This is a genomic window from Alloalcanivorax balearicus MACL04 (assembly GCF_025532145.1).
Classification (GTDB): Bacteria; Pseudomonadota; Gammaproteobacteria; order Pseudomonadales; family Alcanivoracaceae; genus Alloalcanivorax; species Alloalcanivorax balearicus.
This window is the reverse complement of the sequence record NZ_ARXS01000001.1, coordinates 405,342-424,140: the sequence shown is the minus strand read 5'-3', so window position 1 is coordinate 424,140 and position 18,799 is coordinate 405,342. Positions and strand designations below refer to the sequence as shown.

21 protein-coding genes are annotated in these 18,799 nt (G+C 62.9%); 9 read left to right on the top strand and 12 right to left on the bottom strand.

The genetic code is table 11. The features are described 5' to 3' along the window. Positions 1–433 precede the first annotated feature (433 nt). The 3 genes from MA04_RS01930 to MA04_RS01920 are packed head-to-tail and all read right to left on the bottom strand — an operon-like array spanning position 434 to position 2,990. Positions 434–1,288, bottom strand: coding sequence for a pirin family protein (locus tag MA04_RS01930; RefSeq protein WP_163124638.1), 855 nt, complete (start codon positions 1,286–1,288; stop codon positions 434–436). A 40-nt stretch (positions 1,289–1,328) separates the two neighbouring features. Continuing rightward, positions 1,329–2,333, bottom strand: coding sequence for a glutathione S-transferase family protein (locus MA04_RS01925; RefSeq protein WP_262459268.1), 1,005 nt, complete (start codon positions 2,331–2,333; stop codon positions 1,329–1,331). 48 nt (positions 2,334–2,381) lie between these two features. Continuing rightward, complete coding sequence (locus MA04_RS01920) at positions 2,382–2,990, bottom strand: FMN-dependent NADH-azoreductase (protein ID WP_262459267.1); 609 nt, start codon at positions 2,988–2,990, stop codon at positions 2,382–2,384. Between the two features lie 97 nt (positions 2,991–3,087). On the opposite strand from MA04_RS01920, the gene MA04_RS01915 reads away from it, so the two are divergent. Both MA04_RS01915 and MA04_RS01910 read left to right on the top strand, forming a co-directional pair. Beyond that, positions 3,088–3,981 carry a LysR family transcriptional regulator gene (locus MA04_RS01915; RefSeq protein ID WP_163124647.1) on the top strand — a complete coding sequence of 298 codons (894 nt, stop codon included), beginning with the start codon at positions 3,088–3,090 and terminating at the stop codon, positions 3,979–3,981. 47 nt (positions 3,982–4,028) lie between these two features. Beyond that, positions 4,029–4,562, top strand: a complete 534-nt coding sequence (locus MA04_RS01910) for a DUF4136 domain-containing protein (RefSeq protein ID WP_262459266.1) — start codon at positions 4,029–4,031, stop codon at positions 4,560–4,562. Here MA04_RS01910 and MA04_RS01905 read toward each other — a convergent pair. Both MA04_RS01905 and MA04_RS01900 read right to left on the bottom strand, forming a co-directional pair. Then, positions 4,528–5,838 (bottom strand): sensor histidine kinase, encoded by a 1,311-nt coding sequence (locus MA04_RS01905; RefSeq protein ID WP_262459265.1) that lies wholly within the window; start codon positions 5,836–5,838, stop codon positions 4,528–4,530. The two genes, MA04_RS01910 and MA04_RS01905, sit on opposite strands and share 35 nt — an antisense overlap. Then, positions 5,835–6,497 (bottom strand): response regulator, encoded by a 663-nt coding sequence (locus tag MA04_RS01900; protein WP_262459264.1) that lies wholly within the window; start codon positions 6,495–6,497, stop codon positions 5,835–5,837. The genes MA04_RS01905 and MA04_RS01900 overlap by 4 nt, the downstream gene beginning before the upstream one ends. A 276-nt stretch (positions 6,498–6,773) precedes the next feature. Between MA04_RS01900 and MA04_RS01895 the strand changes: the two genes are divergently transcribed. Further along, positions 6,774–7,583 carry a TlpA disulfide reductase family protein gene (locus tag MA04_RS01895; RefSeq protein WP_262459263.1) on the top strand — a complete coding sequence of 270 codons (810 nt, stop codon included), beginning with the start codon at positions 6,774–6,776 and terminating at the stop codon, positions 7,581–7,583. Positions 7,584–7,587: 4 nt separating this feature from the next. Then, a complete protein-coding gene (dsbG, locus tag MA04_RS01890; protein WP_262459262.1) occupies positions 7,588–8,178 on the top strand; it encodes a thiol:disulfide interchange protein DsbG in 591 nt (196 codons plus the stop codon). 15 nt (positions 8,179–8,193) lie between these two features. Here the strand turns inward: dsbG and MA04_RS01885 are convergent, their stop codons facing one another. The 3 genes from MA04_RS01885 to pyrR all read right to left on the bottom strand — a co-directional run bounded on the left by MA04_RS01885 (position 8,194) and on the right by pyrR (position 11,158). Next, positions 8,194–9,477, bottom strand: coding sequence for a dihydroorotase (locus MA04_RS01885; RefSeq protein ID WP_262459261.1), 1,284 nt, complete (start codon positions 9,475–9,477; stop codon positions 8,194–8,196). Then, positions 9,467–10,486, bottom strand: a complete 1,020-nt coding sequence (locus MA04_RS01880; protein ID WP_163124668.1) for an aspartate carbamoyltransferase catalytic subunit — start codon at positions 10,484–10,486, stop codon at positions 9,467–9,469. Before MA04_RS01880 ends, MA04_RS01885 begins: the two co-directional genes overlap by 11 nt. A gap of 144 nt (positions 10,487–10,630) precedes the next feature. Then, on the bottom strand, positions 10,631–11,158 hold the full coding sequence (gene pyrR, locus MA04_RS01875; RefSeq protein ID WP_240342706.1) for a bifunctional pyr operon transcriptional regulator/uracil phosphoribosyltransferase PyrR: 528 nt from the start codon (positions 11,156–11,158) through the stop codon (positions 10,631–10,633). 157 nt (positions 11,159–11,315) lie between these two features. Here pyrR and MA04_RS01870 point away from each other — a divergent pair, with 157 nt between their 5' ends. Further along, positions 11,316–11,918: a DUF2780 domain-containing protein gene (locus tag MA04_RS01870; protein WP_262459260.1), complete on the top strand. Its 603-nt coding sequence runs from the start codon at positions 11,316–11,318 to the stop codon at positions 11,916–11,918. Positions 11,919–11,967: 49 nt separating this feature from the next. Here the strand turns inward: MA04_RS01870 and ruvX are convergent, their stop codons facing one another. The 4 genes from ruvX to gshB all read right to left on the bottom strand — a co-directional run bounded on the left by ruvX (position 11,968) and on the right by gshB (position 14,933). Then, a complete protein-coding gene (gene ruvX, locus MA04_RS01865) occupies positions 11,968–12,372 on the bottom strand; it encodes a Holliday junction resolvase RuvX (RefSeq protein ID WP_262459271.1) in 405 nt (134 codons plus the stop codon). Next, a complete protein-coding gene (locus tag MA04_RS01860) occupies positions 12,372–12,935 on the bottom strand; it encodes a YqgE/AlgH family protein (protein ID WP_022997464.1) in 564 nt (187 codons plus the stop codon). The genes ruvX and MA04_RS01860 overlap by 1 nt, the downstream gene beginning before the upstream one ends. An 87-nt stretch (positions 12,936–13,022) precedes the next feature. After that, positions 13,023–13,889, bottom strand: a complete 867-nt coding sequence (locus tag MA04_RS01855) for an energy transducer TonB (protein ID WP_262459259.1) — start codon at positions 13,887–13,889, stop codon at positions 13,023–13,025. Between the two features lie 90 nt (positions 13,890–13,979). Then, positions 13,980–14,933, bottom strand: coding sequence for a glutathione synthase (gene gshB / locus MA04_RS01850; protein ID WP_262459258.1), 954 nt, complete (start codon positions 14,931–14,933; stop codon positions 13,980–13,982). 232 nt (positions 14,934–15,165) lie between these two features. On the opposite strand from gshB, the gene pilG reads away from it, so the two are divergent. From pilG to MA04_RS01830, 4 genes are all read left to right on the top strand, one after another. Next, positions 15,166–15,549 (top strand): twitching motility response regulator PilG, encoded by a 384-nt coding sequence (pilG, locus tag MA04_RS01845; protein WP_014992438.1) that lies wholly within the window; start codon positions 15,166–15,168, stop codon positions 15,547–15,549. Between the two features lie 46 nt (positions 15,550–15,595). Then, positions 15,596–15,964: a twitching motility response regulator PilH gene (pilH, locus tag MA04_RS01840; protein WP_014992437.1), complete on the top strand. Its 369-nt coding sequence runs from the start codon at positions 15,596–15,598 to the stop codon at positions 15,962–15,964. A gap of 14 nt (positions 15,965–15,978) precedes the next feature. Further along, complete coding sequence (locus MA04_RS01835; RefSeq protein ID WP_163124687.1) at positions 15,979–16,527, top strand: chemotaxis protein CheW; 549 nt, start codon at positions 15,979–15,981, stop codon at positions 16,525–16,527. A gap of 242 nt (positions 16,528–16,769) precedes the next feature. Further along, positions 16,770–18,788 (top strand): methyl-accepting chemotaxis protein, encoded by a 2,019-nt coding sequence (locus MA04_RS01830; RefSeq protein WP_163124690.1) that lies wholly within the window; start codon positions 16,770–16,772, stop codon positions 18,786–18,788. Positions 18,789–18,799 lie beyond the last annotated feature (11 nt).

The window sequence follows — 18,799 nt, the reverse complement described above, 5'->3', positions numbered from 1 at the left end:
GTGGGTGTCCAAGATCATTAGGCCACTTCAGTCCCGTACTGGCAACTACTATGGCTTCTGCTGACTTCTCGCTCCGTGTCTCCACGTCGCCCTTTCAGGCATAAGGCGAGATCTCCCCGGGTAAGAACGCACTCCTTCACCGCATTTATGCCCTATGGGTACAACCGCCGGATTTACACCACCTCGCCTTGGCCACAAGAGCTTCGCGGCTTCTTGCCCGCTCGCCCTGCTCGGCCGTGCCTCGTATCCGATTCTTGTTCATCGGCTCACGGTTTACGCTCCACGCTTCCTCCCCACGGTCGGTCGCCCTTCCGCAGTTGCGCTTCACTTCGTTCGCTGTGGCCAGCTTACGGGAGGACTTGCACCTCCAGGAGTGCGCCCGTGCCGGGCGCACAAGAAAAGCCCCGCCGAAGCGGGGCTTGGAGCATTGGCCTCAGGCCGGTTCGGTAAGGGTCCCGTTGCGATAATCCTGCAGGGCCTGTTCCAGCTCCTCCTGCGTGTTCATCACAAAGGGGCCGTACTGTGCCACCGGCTCACCCAGCGGCCGGCCCGCCAGTAGCAGCAACCGGGCGCCATCCCGTCCCGCGACCAGGGTGACCCGGTCACCGTCGGTGAGTACCGCCACATGGTCCACCGCCACCGTCTCTTCCGCCACCGTCACCGCGCCTTCGAACAGATACAGGAAAGCGTTGTAGCCCGGCGTCAGCGGTACCGAGACGCTCTCGCCGGGGCGCAAGATCACATCCAGGTAGAGCGGGTCGGTACTGCCGCCATGCACCGGCGCGGTGAGTGACGCACCGGCAAGGTCTACTTTCCCGGCAATCGCCTTGATCTGTCCGCCAGTCGGCAGATCCAGCCGTGGTATTTCGCGATCCTGGATATCGCGGTAGCCGGCGGGTTTCATTTTTTCCGCCGCCGGCAGGTTGATCCACAACTGGAACCCGCGCAGCAAACCGTCTTCCTGCTGGGGCATTTCCTCGTGGATGATGCCGCGCCCGGCGGTCATCCACTGCACACCGCCCTGTTGCAGATCGCCCTCGTTACCCAGGTGATCGCGGTGGCGCATGTGGCCTTCCACCAGGTAGGTGACGGTCTCGAATCCCCGATGAGGGTGGGGCGGAAAACCGGCAATGTAGTCGTCCGGGTTATCAGAGGAGAACGCATCCAGCATCAGGAACGGATCCAGACGCACCGCCGGGTTTTGACCCAGGGCGCGCTTGAGCCGCACGCCGGCGCCGTCGGAGGTTTCCATAGCCCGGATGGTATGCAGCACTTGTCTGTCTTTCATGTTTCCTCCTCGCCCCTCGGGGCTTTCATGGTGCCCAGGATCAGGCGCCACGTACTTCCCGCTCGCCCAGCCGTTCACGCTGATGCGGCGCGGTAAAATCCAGTTCCGGCCCGATCGGGATGATCCCGTGGGGGTTCACCGTCGGGTGACTGCGGAAATAATGGTGACGGATGTGATCCATATGCACGGTCTCCGCCACACCGGGCAGTTGATACAGTTCACGCAGCAGCCCGTTGAGGTTCGGGTAGTCACTGATGCGGCGCCGGTCGCATTTGAAATGGGTGACGTAAACCGCATCGAAACGCACCAGCGTGGTCCACAGCCGCAAATCCGCTTCGGTGAGTGTATTGCCCACCAGATACCGTTGCCGGCTCAGCCGCTGCTCCAACTCTTCCAGGGTGTCGAACAGTGACACCACCGCTTCGTCATAGGCCCCCTGGCTGGTGGCGAAACCGGCCTTGTAGACGCCGTTATTGACGCGGTTATAGATGGTGTCATTGACAGCGTCGATCTTCGTGCGCAACGACTCCGGATAATAGTCACCGGCCTTCGCGCCCAGACCGTCAAAGGCCTGGTTGAGCATGCGAATAATTTCCGCCGACTCATTGCTGACAATGGTTTCACGCTGTTTGTCCCACAGCACCGGCACCGTGACCCGGCCGGTGTACTGTGGATCGGCCTTCAAATACAGCTCGTACAGCTTGCTCAGACCGTACAGCGGGTCGCCCGTGGCGCCGTCGAAATCCGTACCCAGTTCCCAGCCGTTTTCCAGCATCAGCGGGTGCACCACGGACACGCCAATGTGCTGCTCCAGACCTTTCCAGGCCCGCATTACCAAGGTGCGGTGAGCCCAGGGACAGGCATAGGAAACGTACAGATGATAGCGCCCGCTTTCCGCCTTGAAGCCGCCTTCGCCACTGGGCCCGGCCTCGCCATCGGCGGTTACCCAGTTGCGGAATTGGCTTTCCGACCGCTTGAAGCGGCCACCGGTACTGTCGGTGTCGTACCACTTATCCTGCCATTTACCGTCCACCAATAATCCCATGGTGCTCTCCTTACTTTGCCGTTTGCCGCGTCAGCCGATCGCGGTGATTTACAGGGCCGCCAGCGCCGCTTCTGTTTCCACTCGCGCCTTTTCCAGGGCTTCCTCTTTCACATCCTCACTGATGTTCAAACCCTCGGCGTAAATGAAGCGCACATCCTCAATACCGATGAAGCCGAAAATCGCTTTGATAAAGGTGGTGCTGGTTTCATGGGGCTGGCCCACATGGAAACCACCGTGCGAGGCGAACACCCGCACCGGGCGGTCAGCCACCAGCCCTTCCGGACCGTCGGCGGTGTAGCGGAAGGTCACTCCGGCCCGGGCGATATGGTCGAACCAGGCCTTGAACTGGGTGGGCACGCCGAAGTTGTACATCGGCAGTCCGACCACCACCAAATCCGCCGTCCGCAACTCTTCCACCAGGGCATCGGACAGGGCCAGCGCCGCTTTCTGCTCATCGTCCAGGCTGTCGGCAAAGCCGCGCAGCGCACCGGCACGGGCCAGGTCCAGGTGAGGCACGCCGTCATTGACCAGATCGCGGACCACCACTTCGGTGCCGGGATGCCGGGCCTGATAAGCCTCGATGAAAGCCGTGGCCATCTGGCTGGACTGGCCCTGGTCACCAAAGATGCTGCTCTGCAGGTAAAGAATGCGGGTCATGGCTGCTGCTCCGTAATAATCGAATGACATCATTGTCTTTTCGTCTGATCCGATATAAAACAGCAACTATTCGAGCAATATCTTCGAAATATCTGATATGTCGACCAAAATCTCCCTGGACCAATGGCAAGCCCTGATCGCCGTGGTGGACGAAGGCGGGTACGCCGCCGCCGCCGAGGCATTGGGCAAAAGCCAATCCGCGATCAGCTATGCCGTACAGAAGATCGAAACCGAGCTGGGTATCCGCGCCTTCACTCTGGAGGGCCGCCGCGCCAAGCTGACGGAAACCGGCGATATGCTCTACCGGCAGGCCAAGCTGTTGCTGGAAGAAGCGGGCCGTATCGAAAACTCGGCAATCCAGTCCAGCCATGGCTGGGAACCTCTGGTGCGGCTCGCGGCGGACGCCTTGTTTCCCCGTCAGCAGGCGTTGTGCGCTCTGGTCACTCTGGCCGAGGAAAGCCCGCTGACCCGGGTGGAATTCCAGGAAACCGTATTGTCGGGATCCGAGGAGGCGCTGCTCCGGCACGAAGCGGACGTGGTGGTTACCGGCCGGGTACCGCCCGGGTTCATGGGCGATCATCTGATGCGGGTGCGCTTCATTGCCGTGGCCGCTCCCGACCACCCCCTGCACCAGAAGGGCGAGCTGAGCCTGGAAGATCTGCGTGCGCACCGCCAGCTGGTGATCCGGGATTCCGGCAAGCGCCGCCTGGATTCCGGCTGGCTCGGTGCCGAGCAACGCTGGACCTTCTCCTACGGGGGCAGTCGGCGGGAGGCACTGCTGCGCGGGCTGGGGTTTGCCTGGGCGCCGGAAACCGAGGTGGAAGAGGATCTTGAAGCCGGCAGCCTCAAACCTCTGCCGCTCAAGGAGGGAGGGGAACGTTACGGAGACCTGTACCTGGTCTACGCGGACGGGCAATACGCTGGCCGCGCCGCGCGATTCCTCGGTGAAAGCCTGAAAGCCAGTTGCCGGAACCCGGACACTGACCATTAATCACACCCGGTCTATACTGAAGCAAGATTCGCTCTGGAGGCATTCCCATGCGCAGTACCGTCGCTCTGATCCTTGCCCTCCTGCTAACGGGTTGTGTCGCGCCAGTGGTCATCGACCAGCGCGCGCAGACCGATTTCAGCCAATATCACAGTTATGCCTTTGATCCACCGAAGGAAGATCAGGAAGCGCTGAGCCTGGATGGCCAGCGAGTGCAAACGGCAGTGCGCGAGGCACTGGCCAACAGTCCGCTGCAACCCGCTGACGAGAGCAGCGCCGATCTGCTGGTGCGCTACCGCTTCGTTCCGGTGGATCGTTTCCAGGGCAGCTCGGTGCAGTTCGGCTTCGGTTTCTGGCGTGATCGCTACGGTCTGTCCACCACGACCCCGGTGGAAGGACAGACCAACCAGGAATACCGCCTGCAGATCGCGCTGGTGGACCGCGGCGACAAGCAGGTGGTCTGGCAGGGCACCAGCCGCGACACCCTCTACTTCGAGATGGCCACGGAACGACGGGCGGAGCGTATCGATACCATGGTGCGGGAAATGTTCAATCGCTATCCGCCGGTGGCCACCCCAGACTGACCAGCAGCCCGCCCGGCGGACGGTTCTCCAGCCGCAATCGCCCGCCGGTGCGGGCCATGATACTGGCGACGATGGCCAGTCCCAGGCCATGACCTCCGTCATGGCCGTGCCAGCCCCGATCCAGAACACGCCGTTGCCGCGCCTCGGGAATACCGGGCCCCTGGTCGGCAACCGTCAGCCAGCACAGGCCGTCCCTCTCCTCGAACCCAATGCTGATCACGCCCAGCCGGGGGCTGTGGCGCAGCGCGTTATCCAGCACATTGCGCATGGCGATACGAACCAGCCCTTCCGGCGCCAGCGGCGCCGATTGGCCGCCTTCCGCCAGCTCCCGCCGGGGATCCTGGCCGGGGAATTCCTCCAATACGCTGGCCGCCACTTCGGCCAGGGGCGGGCAGGGCGGCGCCTCACCGGGAACGCGGTCTTCACGCGCCAGCGCCAATAACTGCTCCAGGCTGCCTCCCAGCCTCACAGTGGCCTGCTCCGCCGCCGCCAGCGCCCGCTCCGCCTGTTCTCCAGAGGTGATCCGCGCTACCTGTAGCTGGGTGCGAATCGCCGCCAAGGGCGTACGCAGTTCATGAGCCAGGTTATCGGTCAGTTCCCGCTCCCGGGTCAGCGCGCGGCCGCTTTGCGCCAGCCAGTGATTCAATGACGCTACCATCGGCGCCAACTCACCGGCCCCCGGCGCCAGCGTCAATGGCCGGGTGTCCTCCAGGTCCCGCGTCGTTAACTGCTTGTGCAGCGAGGACACCGGTCTGAGCGCCCGTCCCACCGCCCACCAGACCAGCGCCAGACTGGCCAGCAGACCGGCCACCAGCGTCACCATCAGCATCACCGCCATACGGTGAAGGAAGCGGGTCCGGCCGCTGACGCGCTCGGCGGAAGCCACGCGCAGATCGCCCTCGGTAATGGTGTAGATGCGCCAGGCCTCACCGTCCAACCGGCGCTCGCCGAAGCCGTCCTGCGGCAGCACCAGCTCCCCCGGCGGCGCCCCGGCACTGCGCGCCAGGATCTCACCGCGCAGCACACTGACTTCGCAGGCGATACCCTGGAAGGGCATGTCGTCCGGGTTGTCCACGGCCTGTTTCGGGGTGGCGCCACTGGCGGTGATTAGTGACGCCACCATCCGCGCCGAAGCCGCCAGACGATGGTCGAGCATGTCCGACAGCCGGTCCCGGGTTTCACCATGCAGCCAGATCGCCAGCAGCAGCCATAGCAACGACAACCCCAGTCCCAAAGCCCAGAGCAGGCGCGCGCGCAGGCTTCGTGCATGAATCACGGCGGGCTCCCCAGTCGGTAGCCTTCGCCACGCACCGTTTCAATCAGATTTTCCCCCAACTTGCGGCGCAGATTGTGGATGTGCACGGCCAGGGCATTGCTCTCCACGCCACCGGTCCAGCCGTACACACGATCGGTAAGCTCGTCCACGGTCAGCAATCGCCCCCGGCTCTGCAGCAACGCTTGGAGCAGCGCCCGTTCCCGCCGGGCCAGTGAAACCGGCTGCTGATCCAGCCAGACCCGCTGCTGGCCCGGATCGAAACGCAGGCGGCCATATTCGATCCAGGGCGCGGCACGGCCCTGGGCACGACGCAGCAAGGCCCGCAAACGCGCCACCAGCTCATTGAGATCGAAGGGTTTGACCAGGTAATCATCGGCGCCGGCATCAAGGCCATCGACCCTGTGGGCCACCCGGTCCCGGGCGGTGAGCACCAGTACCGGCTCATCCCGCCGACGGCGGCGCCAGCGCCGCAGCAGTACCAGACCGTCCTCGTCCGGCAGCCCCAGATCCAACACCACCACATCGAAGTGGCAACTGGCCAAAGCCCGATCCGCTTCCGCCGCACGGGTGACCCAGGCCACGGTGAAGCCGTGGGCCTCAAGACCGGCGCTTACGCCGTCGCCCAGCAGGGCGTCGTCTTCCACCAGTAGTACGTGCATTGTCTTCCAGGCTCCAACGAACGGATCACCAGGACGTCCAGCCCCGGGTACTCCAGAATAGCACCGCCGTATTAGCCGACCATTAACGGGGGGCTGGCCAACACGGCTATTCGCTGCCAAGGCAGCTTCCCACAGCGGCTTCGTGGCCCCCTCTGTGGGAAGCTGCCTTGGCAGCGAATGAGCAGTTCCCCCAACTGCGGTTCGCAAGCCGCGGCGAGCTAATGGTGCGTTAATCGACGCCCCGCACACTAATCCACGTTATCGGAGGAGCCGCGAATGACCACCTTCACGCTGGGCCCGCTGGCCCTGCCATGGATGGCGATACCCTGGCTGGCTTTGTTGCTGAGCGCCTGGTTGACCACCGTGTGGCGGCGCCGGAGCGGCCGGGCGGACGCCGAGCCTTTGCTGTGGTGGCTGCTGACCGGCGCTCTGGTCGGTGCGCGCCTGGCCTTTGTCGGTCGCTACTGGGATCAATATGGCCTGACCTGGGCGCTGATCGACATCCGCGACGGCGGCTGGTGGTGGCCGGGCGGGGTTGCCGGCGCCGTCGTTGGCGCCACTCTGGGCTGGCTGCGCCATCGGCACGCGGGTGGTGAACTGCTGCGGACGCTGGCGGTGGGCGCCGTGGTGGCCGTGCCGGTGCTGGCCACGGTGATGGCCTTCAGCGGCGTGCGCCCCATGGCCCCGGAAGTAGCCCTGCAAGATCTGCAAGGACGCCCTGTTCACCTGCTCGACAGCGGCCCGGCCACTGTCACCGTGGTCAACCTGTGGGCCAGTTGGTGTCCGCCCTGCCGCCGGGAAATGCCGGTGCTGCAACAGGGACAGCGGCTCTATCCCGAGGTGGACTTTGTCTACGTGAATCAGGGCGAGAGCAGCGCCCGAATTCGCGCTTATCTCACCGAACAGTCATTGCGCCTGCAACGGGTCCTGGCCGATCCGCACAGTGATCTGCTGCGCGCTCTCGGCAGCAGCGCGCTCCCCACCACGGTGCTGATCGATGCCCGCGGCCGCCTGGTTGGCAGCCATGTGGGCCCGCTTTCCGACGCCAGCCTGCGCCATCTGCTGGCTCCGTACATCAAGGAGTAACGCCATGCTTCGTTTATTGTCCCTGCCATTGCTGTTGATGGCCACCCTGTTCATCGTCCCGCTGGCACACGCCGACGATCAGGAGGACCAGGCCGCCGTGCAAAAACGGGTCTTCGAGATGTTGGAACAAAGCCATTGGGTGGCGGAAGGCGCGGACGATCCGGAGCGGGTGGTGTACATGTTCACCGACATGGAGTGCCCGTATTGCGCCAGCCAGTGGCAAATGATGCGACCATTTCTGCAGAACGCGGACAACGACGTCCAGGTGCGTCACATCATCGTCGCTCTGATCAAGCCCACCAGTCTGGGCAAGGGCGCGGCGGTGCTCGATGCCAAGGATCCGCAAGCGGCTCTGAACAAAGCCCAAGGTGATTTCGACCAGGGTGGCATCGAGCCGTTGCGGGACATCCCCGCCGAGGTGGAAAACGCCCTCCAGGCCAATACCATCCTGATGATGCAGCTTGGCTTGCGCGGTACGCCGGCGACCCTGTTCCTGGATCCCAAAGGCCGCTTGCAGGCGGCGCCGGGGCTGATGAACGAGGAGGTTCTGGCCTCGTACGTTTTCCAGACCCGGCCGGCGCCGGAGGCGCCGTGACCGGATCCGCCGGGGCTATTCGGCCAGCCAGCTCACCTCGCCATTACACAGGGTGCGGCGTACCGAGCCGGGCAACACGGCATCAAACCAGGGCGAGTTACGGCCGCGGGAAAGCCAACGCTCATGCATGACACGCTGTTCATCCGGCGCCACCACCGCCAGATTGGCCATCCGCCCGGTTTCCAACTGACCCGCGGGAATCCCCAGGCAACGGGCCGGCGCCGAGGTCACCGCGTCCAGTGCCCGGTGCAGCGGCAAGGCACCGTCCTGAACCAGTTTCAGCACCAACGGCAGCAGAGTATCGAGCCCGGAAATACCCGGCCGGGTGGACGGGAACGGCGCAGCCTTGCTGAACGAGCCCAGCGGTTGATGTTTGGAACAAATGGCATCCAGGGTGCCGTCGGCCACCGCGTCCAGTAATGCCTGCCGGTCCTCCACTGTACGCAGCGGTGGCAGCACATGGCAGCGGCTGTCGAAGCCCTCCAGGGCGGACTCGTCGAGCAGAAGATGGTGAATGCTCACATCCGCTGTAACCGGTAAACCACGGCGTTTTGCTTCCCGAATCAAGGTCAGTGAATGGCGGCTGGAGATCTGCTGGAAGTGGGCCCGCACCCCGGTGGCTTCCACCAGCAACAGGTCCCGGGACAGGGCCACCGATTCCGCCACCGCGGGAATGCCAGGCAGGCCGAGACGGGCCGCCACGGCGCCGTCGTGGGCGCAGCCTCCGGCGGTCAGGGAAGCGTCCTCGGGCCGGAACAGCACCAGCAAATCAAAGGTGGCGGCGTATTCCAGACAGCGCTTGAGCGTGAGGGAGCTCGCCACGGACGCGCCGGCCTGGCCCACCGCGATACAGCCTGCCTGGGCCAGGGTCTGCATTTCCGCCAGATGCTCACCCGCCAGACCCTGAGTCAACGCCGCCACCGGCAGGGCCCGGGCAAAGTTGGCCTGCCCGGCCTGTTCCCGGATCAGACGCACCACCGCGGTACTGTCCACCGGGCCGCAGTCCGGCTGCACCGCCATATGAGTGATCCCCCCGCCCGCGGCGGCGCGGCATTCCGAGGCCACGTCACCGGTCCAGGGGCCCTCACCGGGCAGCGACAGATGCACGCAACTGTCCACCAGGCCGGGAATCACCCATAGCCCTTCGGCTTCCATGATTTCCGCCCCCGGTGCATCCAGACTCGCGCCCACCCGCACCAGACGACCTTCCTCCACCAACAGGTCGGCGACGTCGTCACGGCCGGAGGCCGGGTCGATCACCCGTCCCTTGCGGATCAGCAGGTTGGCTTTAGTGTCCATGGCCGCTCTCCTCCCGGGCTGCCTGAGCCGCGTCCAGACTTTCCTGGCCGCTGATGGCCATGGACATCACCGCCATGCGCACGGCGATGCCGAAGGTAACCTGGTTGAGAATCACCGAGCGGGGTCCGTCGGCCACTTCCGAAGCGATTTCCACACCTCGGTTGATCGGCCCCGGATGCATGACGATGGCGTCCGGTTTGGCGTGGCTGAGCTTCTCATTGGTCAGGCCGTAGAGGCGGAAGAACTCGCCTTCGCTGGGCAGCAGGGCGGAATCCATACGCTCTTTCTGCAAGCGCAGCATGATCACCACGTCCACATCCTCGATGCCCTGGACCATGTCGGTGAATACGGTGGCACCGAGCGCGTCGGCATCCGCCGGCAGCAGGGTGCGCGGCGCGATCACCCGCACTTCCTCGGCGCCCAGGATATTGAGCGCGTGGATCTGGGAGCGGGCCACCCGTGAGTGCAGGATGTCCCCGACGATGGCCACCTTGAGGCCCTCGAAGCCGCCCTTGTAGTGGCGGATGGTGTACATATCCAGCATCGCCTGAGTGGGGTGCGCGTGACGCCCGTCACCGGCATTGATGACCGCCACTCTCGGCGTCACCTGTTCGGCGATAAAAAACGGGGCGCCGGAATCCTGATGGCGTACCACGAACATATCCGCCGCCATCGCCTCCAGATTGCGCAGAGTATCCAGCAGCGTCTCGCCCTTGCTGGTGGCGGACTTGGCGATGTCCAGGGTGAGCACGTCCGCGCTCAAGCGCTTGGCGGCCAGTTCGAAAGTGCTGCGGGTCCGGGTACTGGATTCGAAAAACAGATTGACCACGGTCTTGCCGCGCAGCAGCGGCACTTTCTTGATCGCCCGTCCGCCAACGTCGACGAAACCGGCGGCGGTATCGAGGATGTCTTCCAAAAGCGGACGGGAAAGGTGTTCCAAGGAGAGAAAATGGCGCAGCTTTCCATCATCGGTGAGCTGCACGCGGGAGGAGGGCGGCGCAAGCGTCATTCCTGAAACCTTATTTCCAGGGTCTGTGGGCACGGACAGAACCTATGGCATGCTCCGCGGCCGGGATGCGCGGATCCGCCACATTCTAACTATTGACCGGGGCAGAATGCTATGGACCTGGGCATAATGCCAAAGTTTATGGCATCAGTGTCCGTTCCGGACGGCCTGCACCGATGCTTCCAACTGATCCGGTCCGCTCAGTTCCACCCGTTGATCGGCGGGCAGGGACAACACCTCGCCGCAAATATCGGCGCGAATAGGTAACTCGCGCCGACCGATATCGAATAACACCATCAGCCGTATCGAGGCCGGACGGCCAAAATCAAACAGCTCATTCATGGCGGCACGAATGGTGCGGCCGGTCATCAGCACATCGTCCACCAGGATCAGATGCGCCCCTTCCACGTCGAACGGCAATTTGGACGGCTTGATGCTTTTCTTCAGACCGCGTTTCTCGAAATCATCGCGGTAGAAATTGGCGTCCAGGAACCCCAATGGCAACGGTGTGCTCAGGCGTTCGTTCAAGGCTCGCGCCACCCAGGCGCCACCGGACTCGATACCCACCAGGGCGGTGGTGCCGGCATCGTCCGCTCCGTCCATGCTTCCCATGCTCTCCAGCGAGGACGCCATGTCCCGCAGCAAGGAGTCAATCTGTTCCGGATTCCAATGCAAGGTCATCTCCTCGGCCTGTTGTTCTGGCCGTCACTTCGCAGCAGTCTAGCGGTTGCCGGGTGAATTGAAAAACAGGTTTACATCACGGGACCCACCATGGCTTTCGGAGTACACTGCGCAGCTTGTTTCATGTCACTTCGATTACTAAGGAACGGTTATGAACCAGATGATTCGGATTGCTGTGGGGGCGGTTCTGGCAGGAACCCTGGGCGCCAACGCTCACGCCTTTGACCTGAAAGGTATGACCGACAAAGCCACCAAGGCAGTGGACGACGCCAACAAGGCGGTCAGCGAGCAAACCGACAAAGCCAACAGCGCCATCGATGCCGCCTCGGAGCAGGGCCAGGCCAACCTGGACCAGGCTACCGGCCAGTGGCAAGTGGCCGGTGACGCCAAGAACATGGTCGACACCCTGTCCAGCGACCTCGGCGTCAGCCAGGCCCAGGCCGCCGGCGGTTCCGCCGCGCTGCTCGCCCTGGCCCAGACCAAACTGGATGCCAGCCAGTTCAGCGGCGTTACCGACAAGGTATCCGGCCTGGATCAAATGCTCGGCAACAGCCAGGAAAGCAGCGGCCTGCTCGGTAGTGTGCTGGGCAACGTGAAAAGCCTGCAAGGCGTGCAAACCGCGTTCAGCGCCATGGGGCTGAGCCCGGACATGGTGAGCCAGTTCGCACCGACCATGCTGAAGTTCCTGGGCGGCCAGGGCGTGGCCGACGGCGTGCTTGGATCCCTGCAGCAGCTGTGGACTCCGGCCGGCTAAACGCCGACAGCGTCACGGCCAGCCGGTCGTGACGCCGCCGAGCCGGGGCTCAAGGCGTCACTGGCTCGGCGCCATTCAGATACCCCTCCGCGATCACTACCGCGGCCATGGAATCCACCTTCGGATCCGGCCCTCTGGTGGCGGTGCGCTCCCGCGCTTCCCGGGTGGAAAGCCGTTCATCCACCATATACACCTTCAGTCCGAACCGCCCCTGGATGCGCCGGGCGAACTTGCGCGCGCGCTCGCTGGAATGGCTTTCACTGCCGTCCATGTTCAAGGGCAGGCCCACCACCACCAGTTGCGGGCGCCACTCATCCAGCAATGCGGCCATCTGTTGCCAGTCGGGCTGTTCGTTCTTGCAGGGCAGGGGCGGTAACGGCGAAGCGGTACCGATCAGGGCATTGCCGCTGGCGACACCGATTTTGCGGGTTCCATAATCAAAAGCGAGCAGAATCAACCGTGTCCCACCTGAGTGGCGATCAGACTCATATCCACGCCCATGCGGGCGGCCGCGGCATGCCAGCGCTGTTCAAACGGGATCTCGAACACCAGCTCCGGGGCGCTGGGGGTGCTCAACCAGACATTATCCGCCAGTTCCTGCTCCAACTGGCCTTCGCTCCAACCGGCATATCCCAGGCACACCAGGGTGGATTCCGGCCCCTCGCCCACGGCGATGGCCTCGAGAATGTCCCGTGAGGTGGTCATGCAGAGCCCATCCGCCAGCATCAGGGTGGACTGCCAGTGGCGCTCCACATCCCGGTGCAGCACGAACCCAGCTTCCTGCTGGATCGGGCCACCGGCCACCACCTGATGGCGACTGGAGGGCGGCACCTCCACCTCGATCTCCATGTCCGCCAGGATATCGTGCAGGCTCAAGCCGGCCGGACGGTTCAGGGTCAGCCCCATGGCCCCTTCCGGATTGTGCTCCACCACATAGGTCACGGTGCGGTCGAAGTTGGGATCATCCAGCTGCGGCATGGCGATCAGGAACTGGTGTTTCAGGCTGTTGTGCGTCATGGGCCCAGTATCCGGGGAGCGCGGGACCAGGGCAAGAGTAGAGGGAGCGCCGGAATAGAGGGGCGCCGGAGTAGACGGAGCGTCGGATCAGCGTGAGGAGACCTGTCGGTTGGCGTCGAACTGCCAGGTGCGAATAATCTCCAGCACGTCCATATTCTCGCGCATCTCCGCGGAAAAGGGCTCAAAAGGCGCCGACAGGCGCACACTCTGTACCGCCGCCTCATCCAGGAAGGCATGGCCGGAAGACTGTAACACCCGAATGTCGCGGATTTCACCGCTCTTGCCCAACGCCACCATCAGCCGCACCCCGCCGAAGGTGTTGCTGGTCAGAGCCCGGGCCGGAAAATGGCGAGTGCCGGTGATTTCCACTTTGCGGCGGAAGGCGTCGATATAAAGCGCCTCGTAATGGGCCTTGGTGGAAACCGAGGTGAGCCGGCGCACCCGCGGCCGTTTGGCATAGGCCTGTTTCTGCTGATCCAGACGCGCCTGCAAGCTGGCGATCTCACGGCTGAGTTGATCCAGGCTGTCATCACGGCGTTGCGGTTCACTGGGCTCCTGTTTCTGCTCTTGCTGCCGTGGTTCCGCACGGGGCGAGAAGGAATGCGTCACGATCACTTTCTGGCGCGACACCGGACGGGGTGGCGGCGCACTGTCCGGCTCCAACTGCACCGGTCGTGGCCGGGCGTCGGTGAACGGCGCCTGCTCGGTGGTGGTCAGCTCCTGTTTTTCTTCTTCGTCGCCGGCCCCCTCCTGGTTGGCCTGGGCAATAAAGTCCGCCTCGTCCGGCGCCTGGTCGCTACTGTGAGTCGCCAGTGTCACATCCAATGTCCGCGGCGCGGCACGGGGCTGCTCCGGTGCGAAGCCGACACCGAACAGCACCAGGCCATGCACGGCCAGCGCCATGAAGAGTGTGAAGCCGAGACGATCGGCGGCGGTAACCTGAGCAGAGGCCATGGGTCGTGTTGTCAATAACTGGATGATGTCGGGCCGGTGGGCCGGCCCTGTTATAGGAGTCGCTATTGTCCGGCCCGTTTTGTTGTTTCGCTAGGACCGGCTACGCATTTCCAGCAAAGCGTCGAAAAGCTGACCGGCGATATTGATGCCATAGATGGCGTCCAGCTCCCGCGCGCAGGTCGGGCTGGTGACATTGATCTCGGTGAGATAGTCGCCAATCACATCCAGGCCGACAAAATACAGCCCCCGCTCGCGCAGCACCGGCCCCACCTGCCCGCAGATCCAGCGATCGCGGTCGCTCAGTTCCCGCCCCTGGCCGGTGCCACCGGCTGCCAGGTTGCCACGGAACTCGCCTTCCTTGGGAATGCGCGCCAGGGCGTAAGGCACCGGTTCCCCGTTGATCATCAGGATACGTTTGTCGCCACTGGTGATCTCGGGAATGAATTGTTGCGCCATGATCGGCGTGCGCCCGTGATCGGTCAGCACCTCGATGATCACGCTGGTGTTGGGGCTGTCCTTGGACACCCGGAAGATATTGGCGCCGCCCATGGCATCCAGCGGCTTCATGACGATGTCATTGAACTCCGCTACAAAAGCCCGCAACTGATCGGCGCGACCGGAAACCAGGGTCGGCACACAGCATTGCGGGAAATCGGTGGCGAACAGCTTTTCGTTGCTGTCACGGACACTGCCGGGACGATTCACCACCAGGGCGCCCTCGCGCTCCGCTTTTTCCAGAATATAGGTGGCGTAAACGTACTCGGCGTTGAACGGCGGATCCTGGCGCATCAGGATCATGTCCAGATCCGGCAGCGAGGTCTGCGTGACATCACCGAGCTCGAACCAGTGATCGTTGTTGTCTTCCACCCGCAGCGGTCGGGTGGTGGCCAGAGGCCGGCCATCACGGACGTACAGGTCCCCCGGCTCCATGTAGTGCAGCCGCCAGCCACGCCGCTGAGCTTCCAGGAGCAGGGATAAAGTGGTGTCTTTCCAGGGTTTTATGTGGGCGATGGGATCCATCACCACACCGATATCAAGGCTCATGGTGGCTCCAGGCAAGAGGACGACACCGCATGTTAGCAGTGCGCGGGAATGCTCGCTACGGGATGCTTTTCTCAAGTCCCACAGGGTCTTATAGATTGATTGTAGAAACTGTGTTAAAACCTCGGCGTGGGCTGAAAGACCCCGAAGCCCTGCCTATCGCGACACTATAAAAAGATTCCTCATTACAAGGTGTCGCGGCCTGTATTTGAATCACGGTGAAAGGCAGTTCTCAATGACTGACAATTTTCAAGACCTCAAGGTCATGGTGATCGACGACTCGAAAACCATTCGTCGTACCGCCGAGACCTTGTTGAAGAAAGCGGGTTGTGAGGTGATTACCGCCACCGACGGGTTCGATGCGCTTGCCAAGATTGCCGACAGCAAGCCGCGGATCATTTTCGTGGACATCATGATGCCCCGGCTGGATGGCTATCAGACGTGCGCCTTGATCAAGAACAACAGCGCGTTCAAGCAGACGCCGGTGATCATGCTCTCCTCGAAGGACGGCTTGTTCGATAAGGCCAAGGGCCGCATCGTGGGATCCGATGAATACCTGACCAAGCCTTTTTCCAAGGACGAGCTCCTGGGCGCCATCCGTCAGCATATCAGCGCCTGAACCAGGCGCCTGACCGGAGTCACCCTGCTCAACCATAGAGGAAAAGATGGCACGGATTCTTATTGTCGATGACTCTCCCACGGAAACGTACAAGCTGCGGGAGATTCTGGAAAAACACGGCCACCAGGTGCTGGAAGCCAGCAATGGGGCCGACGGTGTGGCGACTACCCGTTCCGAACAACCGGACCTGGTATTGATGGACGTGGTGATGCCCGGCCTCAATGGTTTTCAAGCCACCCGGCAGTTAACCAAAGGCGCGGACACCCGACACATCCCGATTGTTATCGTCACCACCAAGGATCAGGAAACCGACCGGGTTTGGGGCAAACGCCAGGGCGCCCGGGATTATCTGACCAAGCCGGTGGATGAAGAGGTTTTACTGAAAACGGTCGAGCGTCAGCTCACCGGAGCGTGACGAGGGGGTCGTCGATGAGCGCCGCGTCCACAGCCTATTTGAAACTGGCGGATTACTTCATCCGTTGCCGCGACAATGCCGCCAACCTGCCGGAGGAGCAGGACGTCACGCCTTATTGGAGTGGCGTGGGGTTTTCCCTCAACGGCCACCGTCTGGTGGCGCCGTTGACGGAAGTGGCGGAGATTCTATCGCCGCCAGCCTGTGCCCGGGTGCCCGGTGCTCAGGATTGGGTTCGCGGCGTGGCCAACGTTCGTGGGCGTTTGATGACCGTGACCGATTTGAACCGGTTTCTCGAACGCGCCTCGGAAGTGGCCGAAGGCCGGCGCCGGTTGCTGGTGCTGGACCGGGACGAACTCTACACCGGAGTGATGGTCGATGACGTTCTGGGGATGCAACATTTTCCGGTGGAAAACCGGGTGACGGCACCGCCGCGCCCGGAGGAAAGTCCAATGGCCGCCTATCTGGATGGAGGTTACCGTCGGGACGGGGAGTACTGGTCCGTATTCAGCCTTGCTCGGCTGGCACGGGATCCACGCTTTATGCGAGCGGCCAGCGGGGAATGAGCAACCGAAAGTAGCAGTGGAAGGCAGGCGGCGGGGGATGAACAACGGGGAATGAACAACGAAGAGTGACCGTGGGGGGAGGACGTCGTGCCGGGGGGATATCGACACACGTCCATTGAAGCCATTGCGGTTCCAAAATCGTCGGGAACGGTTTTTGACGTCGTGCCAGTGACTGCCCGGGGAGGGAGCCGCCATGGACGGCGGTCACACAATAAGAGCAGAGTCAGGCCAGGAGCCAAGCTATGAAGTTCAAACCGGGGCTTGTGTTAAGCAAGATGCGGGGGGGAGCGGGTAACAATCCGCTGGGCGTTGCTCTGTACGTCGGGTTGCTCGCCTTTATTGTTCTCGCCTTGATGAATTTCGTTCTGGCCGCCATCGGCGCCAACCATGCCCGGGACAATATTACCCAGGCGTCGGACATGCGTGTGTATTCCCAGCAGCTGCCGAAAAACACCCTGGAGGCGGTGTCCGGCAACGCCGAGGCCTTCGCGTTGCTGGAACAGGGCCGCCAGGGTTTTCTGCGCGCCTGGAATCAGGTCAAGGACGAACGGGTATCGGACCCACGGGTGATGCAACGCCTGCAGAATTTGTGGGACGAGGCGCTACGGCAGGTGAACACGGTCCTCCAGGGGCGCGCCACGGTGCTGGATCTGCACCAGGTGTCCGCCACCCTGGCACAGACCATTCCGGAACTTCAGAACAAGTATGACGAGGTGGTGCGCATCCTGATCGCCAATGGCGCCTCCGCGGATCAGGTGGCATTGGCGCAGCGTCAGTCATTGCTCACCGAGCGCCTGATGCGATCCTTGTCGAAGATCCTGGAAGGCCGTGACAGCGCCGTGGCGGCAGCGGAAACGTTCGGCACCGACGCGGTACGATTCGGCAATGTCGTCAACGGTATGCTGCGCGGCAACAATCGTCTCGGCATTCAGAGAATCAGCGACCGCGATGCCCGCGCGCGGTTGACGGATATCTCCGATGTTTTTAATCAGTTCATCAATCCTTCCGTGGACAAAGTGCTGGAAACCGCGCCGGATCTGATACAGATCCGCGCCGCCGCCGACAGTCTGTTCCTGCGCTCCCAGGACCTGCTGCAGGAAGCTTCCAATCTGGACAGCCAGTTCGAGAACGCCAACAGCGGCCTGTTCCCCTCCATATGGCTGGGCATCCTGTGCGCGGCGGTCTCGGTGTTACTGTTTTTCCTGATCATGCTGCAGGGCAATCGCAGCGCCAGCAAACAGCGTGGCGAACTGGAAAGCGAGAATCAGCGTAACCAGGCGGCGATTCTGCGCCTGCTCGACGAACTGGGGGATCTGGCCGACGGCGACCTGACCGTGGAAGCAACGGTGACCGAGGATTTCACCGGCGCCATCGCCGATTCCATCAACTATTCCATCGACCAGTTACGCAGCCTGGTACAAACCATCAACCAATCCGCCGTGCAGGTGGCCAGCGCCGCCCAGGAAACCCAGTCCACCGCCATGCATCTGGCGGAGGCTTCCGAACATCAGGCGCAGGAAATTGCCGGCGCCTCCGCGGCGGTGAATGAGATGGCGGTGTCCATTGATCAGGTGTCCGCCAACGCCGCCGAGTCCGCGGCGGTGGCGGAACGGGCGGTGGCCATCGCCAACAAGGGCGCCGAGGTGGTACAGGCTACTATTCATGGCATGGACACCATCCGCGAGCAGATTCAGGAAACCTCCAAACGAATCAAGCGTCTGGGTGAGTCCTCCCAGGAAATTGGTGACATCGTTTCGCTGATCAACGACATCGCCGACCAGACCAACATTCTGGCCTTGAACGCCGCCATCCAGGCCTCCATGGCCGGGGAGGCCGGTCGCGGCTTCGCCGTGGTCGCCGACGAGGTGCAGCGCCTGGCGGAACGCTCCGCCGCCGCCACCAAGCAAATCGAAACCCTGGTGAAGACGATTCAGACCGACACCAACGAAGCGGTGATTTCCATGGAAGCCACCACCGCCGAAGTGGTGAAGGGCGCCCGCCTCGCCCAGGACGCCGGGGTGGCGCTGGAAGAGATCGAAACGGTATCCAAGAACCTGGCGGACCTGATCCAGAATATTTCCAACGCCGCCCGCCAGCAGGCCGCGTCCGCGGGGCACATTTCCAACACCATGAACGTGATCCAGGAAATCACCTCGCAGACCTCCGCCGGGACCACCGCCACCGCCCGTTCCATTGGCGATCTGGCGGAAATGGCGCAGGACATGCGTAACTCGGTGGCCGGCTTCAGATTGCCGGGCTGATGGACATTGTC